15 protein-coding genes are annotated in these 18,049 nt (G+C 66.3%); 8 read left to right on the forward strand and 7 right to left on the reverse strand.

The features are described from left to right. Positions 1–62: 62 nt before the first annotated feature. The 5 genes from dnaE (at position 63) to recO (ending at position 6,855) form a co-directional block, all read left to right on the forward strand. Positions 63–3,488: a DNA polymerase III subunit alpha gene (gene dnaE / locus HUK82_RS02895; protein ID WP_176612518.1), complete on the forward strand. Its 3,426-nt coding sequence runs from the start codon at positions 63–65 to the stop codon at positions 3,486–3,488. Positions 3,489–3,578: 90 nt separating this feature from the next. Further along, positions 3,579–3,917, forward strand: coding sequence for a hypothetical protein (locus HUK82_RS02900; protein WP_176612519.1), 339 nt, complete (start codon positions 3,579–3,581; stop codon positions 3,915–3,917). Positions 3,918–4,189: 272 nt separating this feature from the next. After that, positions 4,190–4,975 (forward strand): 30S ribosomal protein S2, encoded by a 786-nt coding sequence (rpsB, locus tag HUK82_RS02905; RefSeq protein WP_176612520.1) that lies wholly within the window; start codon positions 4,190–4,192, stop codon positions 4,973–4,975. A 159-nt stretch (positions 4,976–5,134) separates the two neighbouring features. Next, entirely contained in the window at positions 5,135–6,040 is a 906-nt protein-coding gene (tsf, locus tag HUK82_RS02910) for a translation elongation factor Ts (RefSeq protein ID WP_176612521.1), read from the forward strand. 47 nt (positions 6,041–6,087) lie between these two features. Further along, the gene (gene recO / locus HUK82_RS02915) at positions 6,088–6,855 is read left to right on the forward strand and encodes a DNA repair protein RecO (protein WP_176612522.1); all 768 of its coding nucleotides are present in this window, start codon (positions 6,088–6,090) and stop codon (positions 6,853–6,855) included. 4 nt (positions 6,856–6,859) lie between these two features. Here recO and HUK82_RS02920 read toward each other — a convergent pair whose 3' ends face one another. Further along, on the reverse strand, positions 6,860–7,291 hold the full coding sequence (locus tag HUK82_RS02920; protein WP_176612523.1) for a hypothetical protein: 432 nt from the start codon (positions 7,289–7,291) through the stop codon (positions 6,860–6,862). A 56-nt stretch (positions 7,292–7,347) separates the two neighbouring features. Between HUK82_RS02920 and parC the strand changes: the two genes are divergently transcribed. Together parC and HUK82_RS02930 are read left to right on the forward strand one after the other, a co-directional pair. Then, positions 7,348–9,537, forward strand: a complete 2,190-nt coding sequence (gene parC / locus HUK82_RS02925) for a DNA topoisomerase IV subunit A (RefSeq protein WP_176612524.1) — start codon at positions 7,348–7,350, stop codon at positions 9,535–9,537. Between the two features lie 117 nt (positions 9,538–9,654). Then, a complete protein-coding gene (locus HUK82_RS02930) occupies positions 9,655–9,864 on the forward strand; it encodes a (2Fe-2S)-binding protein (RefSeq protein WP_176612525.1) in 210 nt (69 codons plus the stop codon). A 22-nt stretch (positions 9,865–9,886) separates the two neighbouring features. Here the strand turns inward: HUK82_RS02930 and HUK82_RS02935 are convergent, their stop codons facing one another. The 3 genes from HUK82_RS02935 to HUK82_RS02945 all read right to left on the reverse strand — a co-directional run bounded on the left by HUK82_RS02935 (position 9,887) and on the right by HUK82_RS02945 (position 13,301). Next, positions 9,887–10,606, reverse strand: a complete 720-nt coding sequence (locus HUK82_RS02935; protein WP_176612526.1) for an arginyltransferase — start codon at positions 10,604–10,606, stop codon at positions 9,887–9,889. A 141-nt stretch (positions 10,607–10,747) separates the two neighbouring features. Then, positions 10,748–11,743, reverse strand: a complete 996-nt coding sequence (gene hemB / locus HUK82_RS02940; RefSeq protein WP_176612527.1) for a porphobilinogen synthase — start codon at positions 11,741–11,743, stop codon at positions 10,748–10,750. A gap of 88 nt (positions 11,744–11,831) precedes the next feature. Beyond that, positions 11,832–13,301, reverse strand: a complete 1,470-nt coding sequence (locus HUK82_RS02945; protein ID WP_176612528.1) for an amino acid permease — start codon at positions 13,299–13,301, stop codon at positions 11,832–11,834. A 159-nt stretch (positions 13,302–13,460) separates the two neighbouring features. Between HUK82_RS02945 and glyA the strand changes: the two genes are divergently transcribed. Continuing rightward, positions 13,461–14,753 (forward strand): serine hydroxymethyltransferase, encoded by a 1,293-nt coding sequence (gene glyA / locus HUK82_RS02950; RefSeq protein ID WP_176612529.1) that lies wholly within the window; start codon positions 13,461–13,463, stop codon positions 14,751–14,753. Positions 14,754–14,785: 32 nt separating this feature from the next. On the opposite strand, the gene HUK82_RS02955 is transcribed toward glyA, so the two are convergent. The 3 genes from HUK82_RS02955 to HUK82_RS02965 all read right to left on the reverse strand — a co-directional run. Continuing rightward, positions 14,786–15,820 carry a M14 family metallopeptidase gene (locus tag HUK82_RS02955; RefSeq protein ID WP_176612530.1) on the reverse strand — a complete coding sequence of 345 codons (1,035 nt, stop codon included), beginning with the start codon at positions 15,818–15,820 and terminating at the stop codon, positions 14,786–14,788. Next, positions 15,817–16,989 (reverse strand): acetylornithine deacetylase, encoded by a 1,173-nt coding sequence (argE, locus tag HUK82_RS02960; RefSeq protein WP_176612531.1) that lies wholly within the window; start codon positions 16,987–16,989, stop codon positions 15,817–15,819. Before argE ends, HUK82_RS02955 begins: the two co-directional genes overlap by 4 nt. A 46-nt stretch (positions 16,990–17,035) precedes the next feature. After that, the coding region (locus HUK82_RS02965) for a DEAD/DEAH box helicase (protein WP_176612532.1) at positions 17,036–18,049 on the reverse strand (1,014 nt) is incomplete at its 5' end.

An 18,049-nucleotide genomic window follows, 5' to 3' on the forward strand; every position in this document is an offset into this window, starting at 1 on the left:
GAGGGCCGCACGCCTGTTTGCGACGATGACGGACGACCCGTGGGTGGGCTATGGTGCGCGTCATGTCTCATGCTGATTTCGTTCATCTGCGCACGCACTCCGCCTACTCGCTGAGTCAGGGAGCCATTCGGGTCGCTGAAATCGCGAGCCTGGCGCGGCAGCACGATATGCCGGCCGCCGCGATCACGGACTCCGGCAATCTGTTCGGCGCTCTGGAATTTTCGCAATATTGTTCGGGCAAGGGTGTTCAGCCGATCATCGGCTGCCAGATCGGCCTGCCGCCCCGTGGTGAGAAGCCCGGAACGCCAACGGAACCACTGGTGTTTCTGGCCCAGAACGACCAAGGCATGGCGAATCTTCAGTTCCTGTCGTCCGAAGGCTTTCTGAGAAGCGATTCGTCCGACCCTTTCGTCTCGCTGGACACGATATGCGCGCATGCGGAGGGGCTGATCGTCCTGACCGGCGGCACGCGCGGGCCGCTGTTTCGTCTTCTTGCCGAAGGCCAGGAAGACGAGGCCGCCCACATCATGCGCCGTCTGACGGACGCGTTCGGTGACCGGGTCGCCGTCGAGCTGCATCGGCACGGCCTTGGCATCGAAGAGGCGGTGGAGCCCGGTCTGATCGCGTTGGCCGAGCGGTTCAGCGCGCCACTTGTGGCGACGAACGAGTGCTTCTTCACCCGCCCGGAGTTGCATGAGGCGCACGACGCCCTGCTGTGTATCGCGCAGGGGCGCACGATGGCGGAGAAAGACCGCTGGCGCGTCACGCCGGAACACTGGTTCAAGCCCCCGGCGATGATGCGTGCCCTGTTCGCGGATTTGCCCGACGCGTGCGACAATACGATCGAGATCGCACGGCGCTGCGCGGTAAAGGTCGAGACCCGAAAGCCACTTTTGCCGGTCTGTCCGAAAGTCGAGCCCGGCGCAACCGAGGACGAGACGCTGCGCGCGATGGCCCGGGATGGGCTGGAGCGTCGGCTGTCGATGATGCCCGGGGTGACGGACGACGTGCGTGCGCAATACGGCGCGCGTCTGGAGTTCGAACTCGACATCATCGCGAGCATGGGTTTCCCCGGCTATTTCATGATCGTTGCCGACTTCATCCAGTGGGCGAAGGCGCACGATATCCCGGTGGGTCCGGGGCGCGGGTCGGGTGCCGGATCCTTGGCGGCCTGGGCGCTGACGATCACCGATATCGATCCGATCCCGTTCAATCTTCTGTTCGAACGGTTTCTGAATCCGGAACGCGTCTCGATGCCGGATTTCGATATCGATTTCTGTCAGGACCGCCGGGACGAGGTCATTCGCTACGTGCGCGGCGAGTACGGCGGCGACCGGGTGGCGCAGATCATCACGTTTGGAAAATTGCAGGCCAAGGCGGCGGTTCGCGATGTCGGGCGTGTTCTCGGTCTGCCCTACGGCATGGTCAACCGTGTGGCCGAACTGATTCCGAACAACCCGGCCAACCCGGTTACGCTGGCGCAGGCGATCGAGGGGGAACCTCGCCTTCAGGAGATGCGTGATGGAGACGAGGCCATTCGCCGTCTGCTGGAGATCGCGCTGCAGCTTGAGGGCTTGTATCGGCATGCCAGCACGCATGCGGCCGGCGTGGTGATCGGTGATCGGAAACTTGTCGATCTGGTGCCGCTGTATCGCGATCCCAAGAGCGATATGCTCGTCACCCAATACAACATGAAATATGTCGAGCAGGTCGGGTTGGTGAAGTTCGACTTCCTCGGTCTGACAACGCTGACAATCCTCCAGCGTGGCGTGGGTTTTCTCAACCGGATGGGTGTGCATGTCGACCTGTCGACACTCCCCCTCGACGACGCCGCGACCTACGAGATGCTGGCGCGCGGCGATACGGGCGGCGTGTTCCAGTTCGAAGGTGCTGGCATGCGCGATGTTCTCAAGCAGATGCGTCCGACGCGGCTGGAGGATCTGATCGCCGCCGTGGCGCTGTATCGGCCGGGGCCGATGGCCAACATCCCCGATTATTGTCGACGCAAGCATGGTGAGGCATGGGAGCCGCCGCACGAGGAGATTCGCGAGATCCTGGAGGAGACCTACGGCATTATGGTCTACCAGGAGCAGGTGATGCAGATCGCTCAGAAGATGGGCGGCTATAGCCTTGGTGGCGCCGATCTGCTGCGCCGCGCGATGGGCAAGAAAATCCGCGCCGAGATGGACAAGCAGCGCGAGATCTTTACCGCAGGCGCGACCGGGCGTGGCATCACACCGGAGAAGGCCGTTGAGGTCTTCGACCTGATGGCAAAATTCGCCGATTATGGCTTCAATAAATCACACGCTGCGGCTTACGCTCTGGTGTCCTACCAGACCGCGTGGATGAAGGCGAACCACCCGGTTGCGTTTCTCGCCGGCTGCATGTCGCTTGCCCGGGAAAAGACCGACAAACTTGCCGCCTTGCGTCAGGAGGCGGAGCGGCTGGGCATTCGCGTCCTGCCGGTCGACATCAATCGCTCCGACGCCGACTTCACGGTCGAACAACAGGACGACGGCACGTACGCCATTCGCTACGCGCTTGCGGCGGTCAAGCGGGTCGGGTTCGCGGCGATGGAAACGATTGTGGCCGCGCGGGGGCGCACGCCGTTTCGCGATCTGGCGGACCTCGCCGCGCGTGTCGATCCGAAGCAGCTCAACAAGATGCAGTTCGAAAATCTTGCCAAGGCGGGGGCGTTCGACACGATCCTTCCCGATCGGCGCAAGGTGTTCAGCGCTGCCGAACTGGTGATCCGGCGCGCGCAGAGCCATGCGCAGGAAGCGGCGAGCGGTCAGATCGGTCTGTTCGGCGGCGGCGGCGCCCAGGTCGATCCGCTGTTGCTGCCCGACGTCGCGCCGTGGCCGGAATTCGAGCGGCTTGCCATGGAGGCCGAGGCGATCGGCTTTCACATGACGGCGCATCCGCTGGATTCGTATGGTCCGATGCTGCGCCGAATTGGCGTCACCCGCTCCACGGCGCTGGAGACCGCCGCGCAGGCTGGGACGACGCGTGTCAAGATCGCGGGTTGCGTCGTGGATCGAAAGGAACGCCCCACGCGCACAGGCGGCAAGATGGCCTGGGTCAGGCTGTCGGATGCGGGTGGCGGGTGTGAGGTGACGTTGTTTTCGGAGGTGTTGTCGCGCACCCGCGACGTTCTTGTGGCCGGGCGTGCCGTGTTGGTCACGGCCGAGTTGCGTCTGGATGGTGACGCCTTGCGCATCACCGCGCAGGACGTCGTCGACATCGAGCAGGCGGCGGCGGAGGCCGGGGTCGAGATGCGCGTCTGGTTCGACCGACCCGACGCGGTGTCCGGTATTCAGGAGGTTGTGGAGGCGCACAGGGGCGGACGCGGCCGGATCGTGCTGCTGCCGTCGGTCGCCGAGACGCGGGACGTGGAGGTCCGGCTGGCCGCGCGCTACAGCGTCACCCCGCGCATGATCGAACGGCTGCGCTTGGTTCGGGGCGTGGAGCGGGTGGAGCAGACCTAGGCGCACTCTTATTTTTTAAGGCGTCGTTAATCTTTATGTTGCAGCCTGGGCGCGGGCGGAAATGCGCGTCAGAAACGCGGAGGCGGCGTGATGCACGGTGTGGGTGCGGTTTCGGTCGGGCAGTCGGTGGCGTCGGTGCAGGCCGGCCCGGGTGCCGTGGCAACGTGGGGCGCGACAGGCGGCGCGGCCGCCTCTGTCGACCAGCGTCCGATCCTGAACCCCGCGCAGCATATCGACCCCGCGCTCGGGCTTGTGGTGACGCAGTTCTACAACGAGGCCGGCGACGTCACGCAGATCTACCCGAGTGCGCAGGCGATGCGCCACTACGCCGTCTATGGTGTGGGCACCAGCGGCGGGTCCGCCGGGGACGACCACACCCCCGCGGTCTCCGGGAACGGTGCGACCGTCCTCACGGTCGGTTCCGGCTAGTCCCCGCTGTCGAAGTCGGGGGTCAGCGGCCTGAGATCGCGGATATCTGCGTAGGGGTCCGGTCCGGCGTGGGTGTTCGTGCATGCCTCGCTGCGGGTGAAAACGGCGCTTCACCGCGCTTTTCGGCTTGATATTCCCGGGCAAACGGCCCATATGCGGCCGCGGTGGCTCGTTGCCATCAATTCGCACGCGGAGTCTACCGTCTGGTGCTGGTCCTTGCGGACCGGTGACGCTCCGCGGAGGATCAACCGGAACGTAAGGATGTGCCTGTCATGGCGATGCCCGATTTCACCCTGCGTCAGCTGCTTGAGGCTGGCGTTCACTTTGGTCACCACACTCGTCGTTGGAACCCGCGCATGGCGCCGTTCCTGTTCGGCGTGCGTAACCAGGTGCACATTATCGACCTGCAGCAGACTGTCCCGATGCTGGACCGCGCCCTGAAGGCGATCCGCGACACCGTTGCTGGTGGCGGCCGCGTCCTGTTCGTGGGCACCAAGCGCGCCGCTGCTGACCAGATCGCCGAGGCGGCTGGCCGTTGCGGGCAGTATTACGTCAACCATCGCTGGCTCGGCGGCATGCTGACCAACTGGAAGACGATCACCGGCTCGATCAAGCGTCTGCGCCAGATCGACGAAATGCTTGGTGGCGACACGCACGGTCTGACCAAGAAGGAAATCCTCGACATCACCCGCGACAAGGAGAAGCTTGAGCGTTCGCTGGGTGGTATCAAGGAGATGGGCGGCCTGCCCGACATCCTGTTCATCATCGACACCAACAAGGAAAAGCTCGCGGTCGAAGAGGCCAACAAGCTGGGCATTCCGGTTGTCGCGGTGCTGGACAGCAATTCCGACCCGGCTGGCATCACGTATCCGATTCCGGGTAACGACGACGCCATCCGCGCGATCGCGCTGTATTGCAACCTGGTGTCGGGCGCGGTTCTAGACGGCATCACGGCCGAGCTGGGCGCTTCGGGTCAGGATTTCGGTGCGTCCGAGGAACTGCCGGTCGAGACCGTCGTGACAGAAGAACCCGTCGCTGAAGCCGCTCCGGCGGAGTGATGTGTCCGGCGGTGCGCCCGGTGTCGGGCGCCCGCCACTGATATGCCGATGTGCCCGCGTGCTCGATGTGCCAGACCCGGCATCTGACGAGTAAGGCGGGCACGTTGTGTTTTTCCGGCCGGACCCTTTTTTGTCCGGTACGAACTGGGAGAGAGAGACATGGCGGAAATCACCGCGGCTCTGGTGAAAGAACTGCGCGAGAAGACTGGCGCGGGCATGATGGACTGCAAGAAGGCCCTCAATGAGGCCGCTGGCGACATCGAGGCGGCCGTTGACTGGCTGCGCACGAAGGGTCTGGCCGCTGCCGCGAAGAAGTCCGGCCGTGTGACGGCCGAGGGTCTAGTCGGCGTTGCCTCCGCCCCCAAGGTTGCGGCGATGGTCGAAGTGAACGCCGAGACCGACTTCGTTGCCCGCAACGAGGCCTTCCAGGGCTTCGTCGAGGCGGTGGCCAAGGCGGCGCTGGAGGTTGGTGACGACCTTGAGACGCTGAAGGCCGCGCCGCTGCCGACCGGTCGCACGGTGGCCGAGGAACTGACCCACCTGATCGCCACGATCGGCGAGAACATGGCCATCCGCCGCGCCCGCGTGCTGCGCGTGCCGTCCGGTGTGGTTGCGAGCTACGTCCATTCCGCGCTGAAGCCCGGTCTGGGCAAGATCGGCGTTCTGGCGGCGATCGAGGCGCCGTCCGAGAGCGATGCGCTGGAACTGCTGGGCCGTCAGATCGGTATGCATGTCGCCGCGACGCGTCCGAGCGCGCTGGACATCACGGGTGTCGACCCCGAGGCGCTCGAGCGTGAGCGCGTGGTGCTGGTCGAGCAGGCACGCGCGTCGGGCAAGCCCGAGGCGATCATCGAGAAGATGGTCGATGGCCGTATCCGCAAGTACTACGAGGAAGTGGTGCTGCTGGAGCAGGTGTGGGTGCATGACGGCGAGAGCCGCGTGAGCGCGGTCGTGAAGAAGGCTGGCGGCACGCTGGTCGGCTTCGAGCGCTTCCAGCTTGGCGAGGGCGTCGAGAAGGAAGAGGCCGATTTCGCGGCCGAAGTCGCGAAGGTCGCCGGCGTCTGATGCCGATGCCGGTTTCCGACCGGGCTTGAGACGGGGCGGCGCTTCTCATGGAATGGGAGGCAGCCGCCCTTGTCTTATCCGCCGTTCCATACGGCGAGGGCGGGGCGCTGGTACATGTCCTGACCGAGGAACACGGGGTGTTTCACGGTCTGGTAAGGGGCGGTGCGTCCCGCACGCAGTCCGCGCTGTGGCAGACGGGCAATCTGGCCCGCGTGCGCTGGCGGGCCCGCTTGAGTGAACAGTTGGGGCAGATCAGCGGCGAACTGATCCACGCCTCCTGCGCGCGGCTGCTGGATGCGCCGTTGGCGATGGCGATGATCGCGTCCTGCTGCGCTCTGGCGGACGGTATCCTGCCGGAACGCGAGGCCTTTCCCGACCTGTTCCTCTCGCTCGTGCGTCTGGTCAGCAAGCTCAGCCTGGACCCCGACTGGGTCGGCAGAGGTGGCGTGGCGGCGCTGCTGAGATGGGAGGCTGACCTTCTCGCGGCGTCGGGGTTTGGCCTCGATCTGACCTGCTGTGCCGTAACGGGTGACACGCGGGACCTGTCCTATGTCTCGCCGCGCACCGGGCGCGCGGTCTCGGTCAGTGGTGCGGGTGTCTGGCGCGACAGACTCCTGCCGTTGCCGTCCCTGTTCATGAATGAGGACGAGGCCGGGTCGCCCGACGACTGGTGCGCGGGTCTCGCGCTGACCGGGTTTTTTCTCGCGCGTGATGCGTTTGGCCAGCGTCATCTGCCTCTGCCGGCCGCCCGCGACCGACTGCAGGCGCGCATGGATACCCTGGCCGCGTCATCGGTACCGGCGACCGACGTCTGATCGGTCAGAGCGTGTCGCCACCCGCGTGAATCGGGCGGGTCGGTCCCGGATCGGCATTCGTCGCCCATACGCTCCAATCCCAGCCGGGATGGCGGTTGTTCTCGGCGACCATCGCCGATTCTTCCGCCGCCGTTGTCGGACGCGACTGGCGGTAGGCCAGATAGGCCACCGTGGTTCCCATATAGACGCAGCCGCACAGGACCGGATCGGCATACAGATAAGTCCGCCCCGCAAGGCTGGGGCGCCAGGTCATGGTCGCCGCCGGCAGCAGGTCGAGCATCACCTGCCGGGCGGTCGTATCGGCCGGATGGGCGGTAAATCCGGCAGCCGCGAGAGCGTCGCCGACATGGTCGAGGCGGCCGTACGGCGCACAGCCGCCGAGCACGGCCACAAGCGCGAGCGTGGCGGGCAGGGTGCGCCGATGGCGGCGGGGCATGGTGGACAAATCCGGTCTCTCCGCTATGTGTCTCGGACGAAAACAGGGGGTGGCGCATGGATCCGGCGGGAAAAATCGAAGAGACCAGGCTCTCCGAGGCATTGAGCGAGCGCTATCTCGCCTATGCCATGTCCACCATTATGTCGCGCTCGCTCCCCGATGTTCGGGACGGGTTGAAGCCTGTGCATCGCCGCCTGATCTATGCGATGCAGCAGCTCCGACTTGATCCCACGGCAGGGTTTAAAAAGTGTGCACGCGTCGTCGGTGACGTGATCGGTAAATATCATCCGCACGGCGACGCTTCGGTGTACGAGGCGCTCGTGCGGCTGGCGCAGGATTTCGCCGTTCGCTATCCGCTGGTCGAAGGGCAGGGCAATTTCGGCTCGATCGACGGCGATAACGCGGCCGCGATGCGATACACCGAGGCGCGGCTGACGGCGGTTGCCAAGGCGCTTCTGGACGGGATCGATGACGACGCCGTCGACTTCCGGGCCACCTATGACGGCGAGGACGAGGAACCGATCGTCCTGCCGGGGGCGTTTCCCAATCTTCTGGCCAACGGTGCTGCCGGTATCGCGGTCGGTATGGCCACCAGCATTCCGCCGCATAACGTGGGTGAGGTCTGCGCCGCAGCACTTTTGCTGGTCAGGAAGCCCGAGGCGACGACGGCCGACCTGCTGGCGCTGATGCCGGGGCCGGACTTTCCGACCGGGGGCCTTCTGGTCGAGGACGCGGACGCGATCGCGCGTGCGTATGAGACGGGCCGGGGCTCGTTCCGGATGCGGGCGAAATGGTCGGTTGAACAGGGGCGTTTTGGCACCTGGTGCATCGTGGTGACGGAAATTCCCTATCAGGTGCAGAAATCGCGCCTGATCGAGCAGATCGCCGAGTTGATGGAGCAGAAGAAACTGCCCCTGCTGGGTGATATCCGCGACGAAAGCACGACCGACATCCGTCTGGTGCTGGAGCCCCGCACACGCGGGGTCGAGCCCGAAGTGCTGATGGAGACGCTGTTCCGTGCCACGCCGCTGGAAAGCCGGTTCAGCCTGAACATGAACGTGCTCGGCGCCGACCGGGTGCCCGGCGTGCTCGGCCTTCGCGCGGTCCTGCGGGCGTGGCTCGATCATCGTCACGAGGTTCTGGTCCGGCGCAGCCAGCATCGTTTGCGCGCGGTGGAACGGCGGCTGGAAATCCTGAACGGCTTTCTGGCGGTCTATCTGAACCTCGATGACGTCATCCGCATTATCCGCGAGGAGGACGACGCCAAGGCCAGCTTGATGGCGACGTTTTCCCTGACGGACCTGCAGGCGGAGTCCGTCCTCAATATGCGGTTGCGCAGTCTGCGCCGGTTGGAGGAGATCGAGATCCGCAAGGAGCACGGCGCCCTTTCCGAAGAGCGCGCCGGTCTTGAGGCGCTTCTAGCGGACGAGGGGCTGCGGTGGAAGCGGATCGGCAAGGAGATCGAGGCCACACGCCGCCAGTTCGGCGATGGTGCCTTGGGGGCCCGGCGGACGGAGCTTGCCGCGCCGCCCGCCCCGGTCGACCTGACTGCGGCCGTTGCCGTGGAGCGGGAGTCGCTGACGGTCCTTTTGTCTGAAAAGGGCTGGATTCGCGCGGTGAAGGGCCACGGCATCGACGCGGCTTCGCAGAAATTCAAGGAAGGGGACAAACTGGCGCGGGCGGTCGAGTGCCAGAGCACGGACCGGCTGTGCGCGTTTGCCACCGACGGGCGTGCGTTCACGCTGAAAGCCGCCGATCTGCCGCGCGGGCGAGGGGACGGCCAGCCAATTCGTCTTCTGATCGAGTTGTCCAATGACGAGGAGCTGATAGCTCTGTTCGTCGTGGGCGATGGGCGCCGTCTGGTCGCGTCGTCGGCCGGGCGCGGCATGGTCGTGCGCGACGACGATCTGGTGGCCGAAAAGCGCACCGGCAAACAGGTGCTGAACACCAAGGACGGCGAGAGCGCCCTGGCCTGCATCGCGGCCGAGGGCGATCACGTCGCCGTTCTGGGCCGAAACGGTCGCTTTCTGGTGTTCCCGCTTGAGCAATTGCCCGAGATGACGCGCGGTCTGGGTGTCGCGTTGCAGAAATACAAGGATGGCGGTCTGCGGGTCGCGCGCGTGTTCACGGCGTCGGCCGGGCTGGTCTGGAAAGAGGGCGGCCGGGCGCGGGCGATGACCGATCTCGCCCCATGGCTGGGCAAACGGGCCGATGGCGGCAAGCCGGCGCCGAGCTGGGCGAAGTAGGCGCGCGCCATCCCCTGCGCGTGTCGCGCGCGCAGGGGTGCGATGCACAATTGGTGTTGCGAAGCATTCGCGTTGTGGTTAAGAACGACACGCAACAACTCCTGCGGCGTCGATTCCATGATTGTGTGCTCGTGTAACCGGTTGACCCATCACGATGTTGAAGCCGCGGTTGATGGCGGCGCGACACGTCCGAAAGAGATTTACGCGTCGAAGGGATGCAAGGCGCAGTGCGGCAACTGCACGTCGGGGATTGTCTGTCTGCTGAGACAGGCCCTGATGCAGCGCGGCAATGTGTTCGACCTGTCGGCGGGGCTGGCGGCGTCCTGAGCGCCGCGTCCCACTGAGGGGGTCAGGTGGCGGCCAGGTCCCGCCACGCCCCGCGTACCAGAATTTCGGCCGGCCGGAACCGGGCCTTGTAGGCCATCTTCCGGCTCTCGGCGATCCAATAGCCGAGATAGACGTAGTCCAGGCCCAGCGTTGCGGCCTGTTCGATCATCCACAGGATGGCGTTCGTGCCCAGCGACAGCCGCTCCAGCTCCGGGTCGAAGAAGCTGTAGACCGCCGACAGACCGTCGCCCAGGCGGTCCATCAGGCTGACGCAGACCAGCAGATCGTCTTGCGTTCGAAATTCGACCAGTGTCGTATCGATCGGCGTATCTTCCACCATCGCGCGGTAATCGTAGAAGTTCATCGAGGCCATATCGCCGTCGGCGTGGCGGCTTCTCTGGTAGCGCTGGAACAGGGCGAACTGTTCGGTCGTTGCGTGGGGGGGGACTTCGAACCCGTCGATCGCGCCATTGCGACGGCGGACGCGCGACTGCGAGCGGTCGGGCTGAAAGCGCGCGACGGGGATGCGGATGGGCACGCAGGCACTGCAACCCGAGCACACCGGGGCGTAGGCGATCGTGTGGCTGCGCCGGAAACCCGCGCGCGACAGGCGGTCATGCAGCGCGTCGGCATTGGGGCCGGACAGTTCCGTGACGACCTTGCGCTCCGTCCGGCCCTCCAGATACGGGCATGGCAGGGGAGAGGTCGTGTAGAAGAACTGCGGGTTGGCTGCGAACGTCATCGATCTCCCTCGGGCGGGCGTCCCGGGCTGGCCGGGCGGGGTCGTCGAGTCATCACATTGTCACACACCGTACTGTAGGGGGCGCCGCGCGGTTTTGCACCTCTTTCCTTGCGCGGCGCCCTGATCCGGGAGCGGCGCGGGTCAGCCCGCCCGCAACCGTTGCGCGGCCTCGACCGCGAAATAGGTCAGTACGCCCGACGCACCGGCGCGGATGAAGGCCAGCAGGCTTTCCATCATGGCCCGATCATGGTCGAGCCACCCGTTGCGGATGGCCGCCATCAGCATCGCGTATTCGCCAGACACCTGATAGACGAACGTGGGCACGGCGAAACGTTCATGCACACGGCTGACGATATCCAGATAGGGCATTCCTGGCTTGACCATGACCATGTCGGCGCCCTCGCGCAGGTCCATCTCGACCTCGCGCAGGGCTTCGTCACTGTTGGCCGGGTCCATCTGGTAGGTCTTCTTGTCACCCTTGAGCAGGTCGCCCGAGCCGAGCGCGTCGCGGAACGGGCCGTAGAACGCGCTGGCGTATTTCGCGGCGTAGGACATGATCCGCGTCCCGACCATGCCCTGTTCGTCCAAAGCCCGGCGCATGGTGCCGATACGGCCGTCCATCATGTCGGACGGAGCGAGGATATCGATCCCCGCCGCCGCCTGGTTGAGCGCCTGTCCGGTCAGAACGGCGACGGACTCGTCATTGACGACGTAGCCATCGCGCACCAGTCCGTCATGGCCGTGGCTGGTGTAAGGGTCGAGGGCTACGTCGCCGATCAGCCCGATGTCGGGAAACTGGCGCTTGAGTTCGCGGGCAGCGCGGCACATCAGGTTTTCGGGGTTGAGCGCCTCGGTCCCGTGCTCGTCGCGGACCTCCATCGGCGTGACGGGGAACAGGGCCAGCGCGGGAATGCCGAGCGTGGCCGCCGGTTCGACGTGGGCCGCGAGACGATCGATGCTGACCCGTTTCTGGCCGGGCATCGACACCACCTCGGTCTCGACGTTCGTGCCTTCGGTGACGAAGATCGGCCAGATCAGGTGATCCACGCTCAGGCGATGTTCGGCGACCAGACGCCGGGTGAAGCTGTCCTGCCGGTTGCGGCGAAGACGCGTGTGCGGAAACTGGCCGACGGTCATGGCGACCCCTCTGTTACGAAGTATTGGGGGACGCAGACTATCGGTCTCCGGCGGCCTTTGAAAACCCTGCCCTGCCGGATGACAGCCATCAACGACGGGCGTGACGCAGGACGCTGTGGCGGCGGCCATAGCCGGCGTAGATCGCCAGACCGATCGCAAGCCACACGATCAGACGCAGCCAGGTCAGCCCGTCGAGCGACACCATCATGACGCCGCAGGACACGATGCCCAGGATGGGGATGATCGGGCCGCCGGGGACGCGGAAGCGGCGTTCCATCTCGGGCGCTGTTCGTCGCAGGATCATCGTGCCGCCGCACACCATGACGAACGCCAGCAGGGTGCCGATCGAGGTCATGTGGCCGAGTTCGGAAATAGGCAGGAACGCGCACAGTACCGAGGTCAGCGCCATGAAGAACAGGTTTGTCAGCCACGGCGTGCGCAGCCGCGGGTGAACCCGGCTGAACACTGGCGGCAGCAGCCCGTCACGCGACATGGCGTAGAAAACGCGGCTCTGCCCCAGCAGCAGGACGAGCATCACCGAGGTATAGCCGCAGATGATGCCGAGCTTGATGGCGGTTTTCAGCCAGCTGAACGGCGTCACGTTGATGGCGGTGGCCACGGGGGCGGCGTCGCCGAGCATGGCGCGGTAATTCACGAGGCCGGTCATGACGAGCGAGAAGCAGACATAGGCCAGCGTGCAGATCGCAAGGCTGCCCAGGATGCCGATCGGCATGTCGCGCGACGGATTGCGGGTTTCCTGCGCGGCGGTGGAGACGGCGTCGAACCCGACATAGGCGAAGAAGATCGTCCCCGCCGCCCGCAGGATGCCCGAGGCGCCGTAATGGCCGAAGGTTCCGTCGTTGGCGGGCACGAACGGCGTGTAGTTCGCGCTGTTGATGAACGGCAGGCCGAAGGCGATGAAGGCGGCGATGATGGCAAGCTTGATCACGACGATCACGGCATTGACGCGCGCGGACTCGCTGATGCCGCGGATCAGCAGGAACGACACGGCACACACGACCACCACGGCGGGGAGGTTGGCCAGTCCGGCGACCTGATGTCCGTCGGCCAGCGTGACGGTCTGGAACGGCGACGCCAGCAGGCGTGGGGGCAGATGGAGCCCGATCTGGTCCAGAAGGGACACGACGTAGCTTGACCAGCTGACGCCCACCGTGGCCGCCCCCACCGCGTATTCGAGCACGAGGTCCCAGCCGATGATCCACGCCGCAAGTTCGCCCATGGTCATGTAGCTGTAGGTGTAGGCGCTCCCGGCCATGGGGATCATGCCCGCCAGTTCGCTGTAGCACATGCCCGCGAAGCCGCAGGCGATCGCAGCGATGATGAACGATAGTACCACCGCCGGTCCCGCGTTTTCCGACGCGGCGATCCCGGTCAGGGAAAATAGGCCGGCACCGATGGTCGCCCCGATCCCCAGGGCCACGAGTTGCCACGGTCCGAGCGACCGGCGCAGCGTTGCCTCGCCGGAGCCTTCGTCCGCGATAATGGGCTTGCGGCGCAGCAGTGCGGACGGCGGCGGGGCGTGAAGCGTATCGGGCATCGATGTTCTTTCTTGGCGCCGGGATCGGTGGCGCGGAGAGGGCGGGAATGGCTGAAAACGCGTCGTTACGCTTTCTATTATCGTGGCGGACGCATATATGCATCAGCCATAGCGGGTCCGATGGGGCCCGCGCGTCCTGCCGCACGGAGAATTGCCCCGATGTCCGACGAGTCCAGCCTGCATCGTTATTTCAACGCCCCGGTGGCGGAGGTCGACCCCGAGGTCGCCGCTGCTCTGCGCGGTGAAATGACGCGCCAGCGCGAGGGAATCGAACTGATCGCCAGCGAGAACATGGTTTCGCGGGCGGTACTCGACGCGCAAGGGTCCGTTCTGACCAACAAATATGCCGAAGGGTATCCCGGGCGCCGCTACTACGGCGGTTGCTTCGAGGTGGACCGCGTCGAGACACTGGCGATCGAGCGCGCCAAGCAGATCTTCGGCGCGGACTTCGCCAACGTGCAGCCCCACTCCGGCGCGAATGCCAATCAGGCCGCCTTCATGGCGCTGGCCAAGCCGGGCGACACCATCTTGGGCATGAGCCTGGCGGCCGGCGGTCATCTGACGCATGGCGCGGCCCCGAACTACTCCGGCAAGTGGTTCCGCGCGGTGCAGTATGGCGTTCGCCAGCAGGACGGCGAGCTCGACTATGACGAGATGGAGCGTCTGGCACGCGACGAAAAGCCGCGCATCATCGTCGCGGGTGGATCGGCCTATCCGCGGATCATCGATTTCGCCCGTTTCCGACGCATCGCCGACGAGATCGGCGCGGCCCTGATGGTCGACATGGCCCATTTCGCGGGGCTGGTGGCGGCCGGCCTGTATCCGAACCCGGTGCCGCACGCCGATATCGTGACGTCGACCACGCACAAGACGCTGCGCGGCCCGCGCGGCGGCCTGATCCTGACCAACGACGCCGACCTGGCGAAGAAGATCAATTCGGCCGTGTTCCCCGGGTTGCAGGGTGGTCCGCTGATGCACGTGATCGCGGGCAAGGCGGTGGCGTTCGGCGAGGCCCTCCAGCCGTCGTTCCGCACCTATCAGGAAAGCGTCGCGCGCAATGCCAAGGTGCTGGCCCGCACGCTGCTGGACTGCGGGTTCGACATCGTCACCAACGGAACGGATTCGCATCTGATCCTGGTGGACCTGCGGCCGAAGAAGGTCACGGGCAAGGCAGCCGAAGCGGCGCTTGAGCGTGCCGGGATCACGGCGAACAAGAACGCCGTGCCGTTCGACCCGGAGAAGCCCGCGATCACGTCGGGCATCCGTCTGGGCAGCCCGGCGGCGACGGCGCGTGGCTTCGGAGAGGCTGAATTCCGCGAGGTCGGCGTGATGATCGACGAAGTGCTGACCGGGTTGGCGACGTCGGGCGAAGAGGGCAACCAGGCGGTCGAGGCGGCCGTTCATGAGCGCGTCAAGGCACTGTGCGTGCGCTTCCCGATCTATCAGAGCTGAGACCGTCGCGCATCGGGTGGGTGGGGATGTCTTCAGCCCACCCGATGCGCCAGTCGCACGGCGGTCTGGCCCTGACCGGGCCGCAGGTTCGGCATGACCAGCAGGCAGTCATTATAGGGGGTGCGGATTTCGTCCGTGCCGTCACGCGCCAGGACGGTTCCCCCGTCGGCGATGATGTCACCGTTGCGAAACGGGTGCAGGAAGGTAAAACCGCTCGTCCGTGCGGTGATCGTGTCGGTAACGCGAACGCTCCGTCGCGGATCGGGCAGGATGGCGGTCGCGGGCGATGCTTCGCCCCGGATACCGCATCCGTGTCGGAGCATCGTCCGTACCGCCCGGAGTGAACAGGCAGCACTGCGCACATGCCAGTGCTGACCGGCCTCCAGCAGACAGGCCCGGACGGGTTTGTCCCGGGACGGGAAGATGGCCCCGTCGATCAGTCGCGCGCCGCTTGCATGGCCCTGATCCTCGACCACCAGCGTGCCGGGCGCCAGCGTGCTCGCCAGTGCCGCGCCCGACCGTCCTTCCGCCGCGAGAAAGATCGGCGCACCGGCCCACAGCATGGTGTGCAGGTCGAGCAGAAGATCGGCCGAGCGCAGGACGGGCGCGACTTCACGCGCGCGATCGAGCTCGGCCGACTGTCCGCTGCCGTCGAGGATCACGGGCGCCCAAAGGCGGTTCATGTCCTCGTCGATGAACCGTGAGGCAACGGGGTTGGCGCGGTCGAAACGGGCGAACGCGGCGAGATTGAGAAACACGAAACTCAGGCGTCCGCGCGCGGGCCGCACGCCTCGGCGCAGCAGACGGTCGACGGCCACGGCCCCGGCATATTCGTTGCCATGCATCAGGCAGGACACCACCACATGCGGTCCCGGGTGGCGGGTTTCGAAATGCATGACGCCAGGAATGCCCGCGTTACCCCGTTCCCAGCGCGTCAGGTCGGGGGGGCGGAGGGCAACGGCGAAATCCGGCAACGGCGGCGGAGGTGGCGGCAGCGTGTCCCGGAACAGGCTTGCCTTGACGCGCGCCGGTCCTTCGGATCCACGCGGGCTGGCGCCGCAGCTCATGCGGCAAAGGGGCGCGCGGCCATGGCGCGCAAAAAGCGATCGCACGCGACGAGCTGCGATTCGGCAATCCATTCGTCCGGTCGATGGGCCTGGGCGATGTCACCGGGTCCGCACACGATACTGGCGATGCCCGCACTCTGGTAAATCCCGGCCTCGGTGCCATAGGACACGCGGCCTGACGTGTTCGCCCCGGTGACCTGCCGGACACGGTGGGCGAGCGGCGCGTCATCCGCCAGGCTGAGCGGGGGCAGTTCGGTCAGGACCTCGACACTGAAACCAGTCTGCGGGAAGCGGCTCTGCATCCAGGGCTCGATCGTCTCCCCCAAGAAGCGGCGGAAACGGTCGAGTTCGGCGTGGGCGTCGTCGCCGGGCACCGTGCGCCATTCCATCTCGAACGACGCCTGTTCGGGAATGATGTTCAGGATCGTCCCGCCCTGTGCCACGCCGGCCTGAATGGTCGTGTGCGGCGGGTCGAACCCTTCCACCCGACGCCCTGCGTGCGCCAGCCGCCGTGCCTCGGCGGAAATCCAGGCCAGTGCCTCGCCCATCGCATGCAGCGCGTTGACGCCGTCCCCGGGCGCGGAGGAATGGCCGGGCTGGCCCACGACGGACACACGAACCGCGAGCCGCCCCTTGTGGGCGATGACGGGTGTCATCATCGTCGGCTCGCCCACGACGCACAGGGCCGGGCGCACGTCGCGGGCCTGCAGGTCCTCGGCCAGGACGCGGGCGCCGTCACAGGTTATTTCCTCGTCAAAGGTCAGCATCAGGTGGATGGGGTGCGGCGCGCGCAGCGCGATGAAGTCGGGTACTGCGGCCAGCATCGACGCCACGAACCCCTTCATGTCGGCGGCCCCGCGCGCATACAGGCGTCCGTGGTCCGCGTGCAACGTGAACGGATCGCGCGTCCAGGCCTGACCGTCGACCGGCACCGTATCGACGTGGCCGGCAAAGCCGATGCCGCCGTCGGTCTGGGGACCGATGATCGCGTGCAGGTTGACCTTGCCGTCCTGAGGACCGCGAGAGCGCGTGGCTGTCAGTCCATGGGCGCCTAGATAGGCCTCGACCCAGACGATAAGCGGCAGGTCGGGAAGGCGGCTTGTCGTGTCGAACGCGACGAGCCGTGCCAGCATCTCGGTCGTGGTGAAAATCGTCCGGTCCGCACTCATGGTCACCGAGAGTACAGCATCGGGCGGCGGCGGCAATCCCGTCCGGTCACCCCAGCGGGGCGTCCGCCGTCACGACACGTAGGCGCTGGCCCAAATGTTTTTCGATCGCCCGCAGCATCGCGCGTTCGTCCGCGCCGCAGAAGGTGATCGCCATGCCGCGTCGGCCCGCGCGGCCCGTGCGCCCGATCCGGTGAATGTAGGCTTCGGGCGTTTCGGGCATGTCGACGTTCACCACCAGATCGATCTCGGCGATGTCGATGCCGCGCGCGGCGACGTCGGTTGCCACCAGACACGGTGTGGCGCCGCTGGCAAAGCTGCGCAGCGTGCGGGTCCGGCGTGTCTGCACCAGATCGCCGTGCAAAGGCTCGGCGCGCAGGCCGGCCTGCCGCAGTTGGCCGGCTAGCCGGTCGGCGCCCTGACGGGTGCGGGTGAAGAACAGGATACGGCGGAAACGGCCGTCTTGCGCGATGCGCGCGGCGCAGGACGGCTTGTCCGCGGGCTCGGCGAAGAGGATCCGCTGCCGGATCTGGCGCGGCGTCTCGCCCGCCGCGTCGAGCACGATGCGCTGCGGTCGATGAAGGCAGCGCGCGGCAAGTTCGGCCACCGCCGGCGGCATGGTCGCGGAAAACAGCAGCATCTGGCGGTGCGCGGGCAGGGCGGGCAGGATTTCCGCCATGGCGTCGAGAAAGCCTTCCTCCAGCATCCGGTCGGCCTCGTCGAGGACCATCGCCGCGACGGCGCCGAGATGCAGCGCCTTTTGCGCCAGAAGGTCCATCACGCGGCCGGGGGTGCCGATCACGACGTCGACGCCGTCTTCCATGGCCGCGACCTGGTGGTCGAGCGGTGTGCCGCCGATGGCCAGGCGCGCCCGGATACCGCCCTGCCGGCCGAAATCGCGAAACACGGCGGCGACCTGTCCCGCGAGTTCGCGCGTCGGCACCAGCACCAGCACACGCGGGGTCGCGGCCAGACGGGGCACCGGATTGTCCGTCAGTCGCTGGATCAGCGGCAGGGCGTACGCCGCCGTCTTGCCGCTGCCGGTCCGGGCGATGGCCTCGAC

Origin of the sequence: Ameyamaea chiangmaiensis (assembly GCF_013376175.1) — a bacterium.
Taxonomy (GTDB): domain Bacteria; phylum Pseudomonadota; class Alphaproteobacteria; order Acetobacterales; family Acetobacteraceae; genus Ameyamaea; species Ameyamaea chiangmaiensis.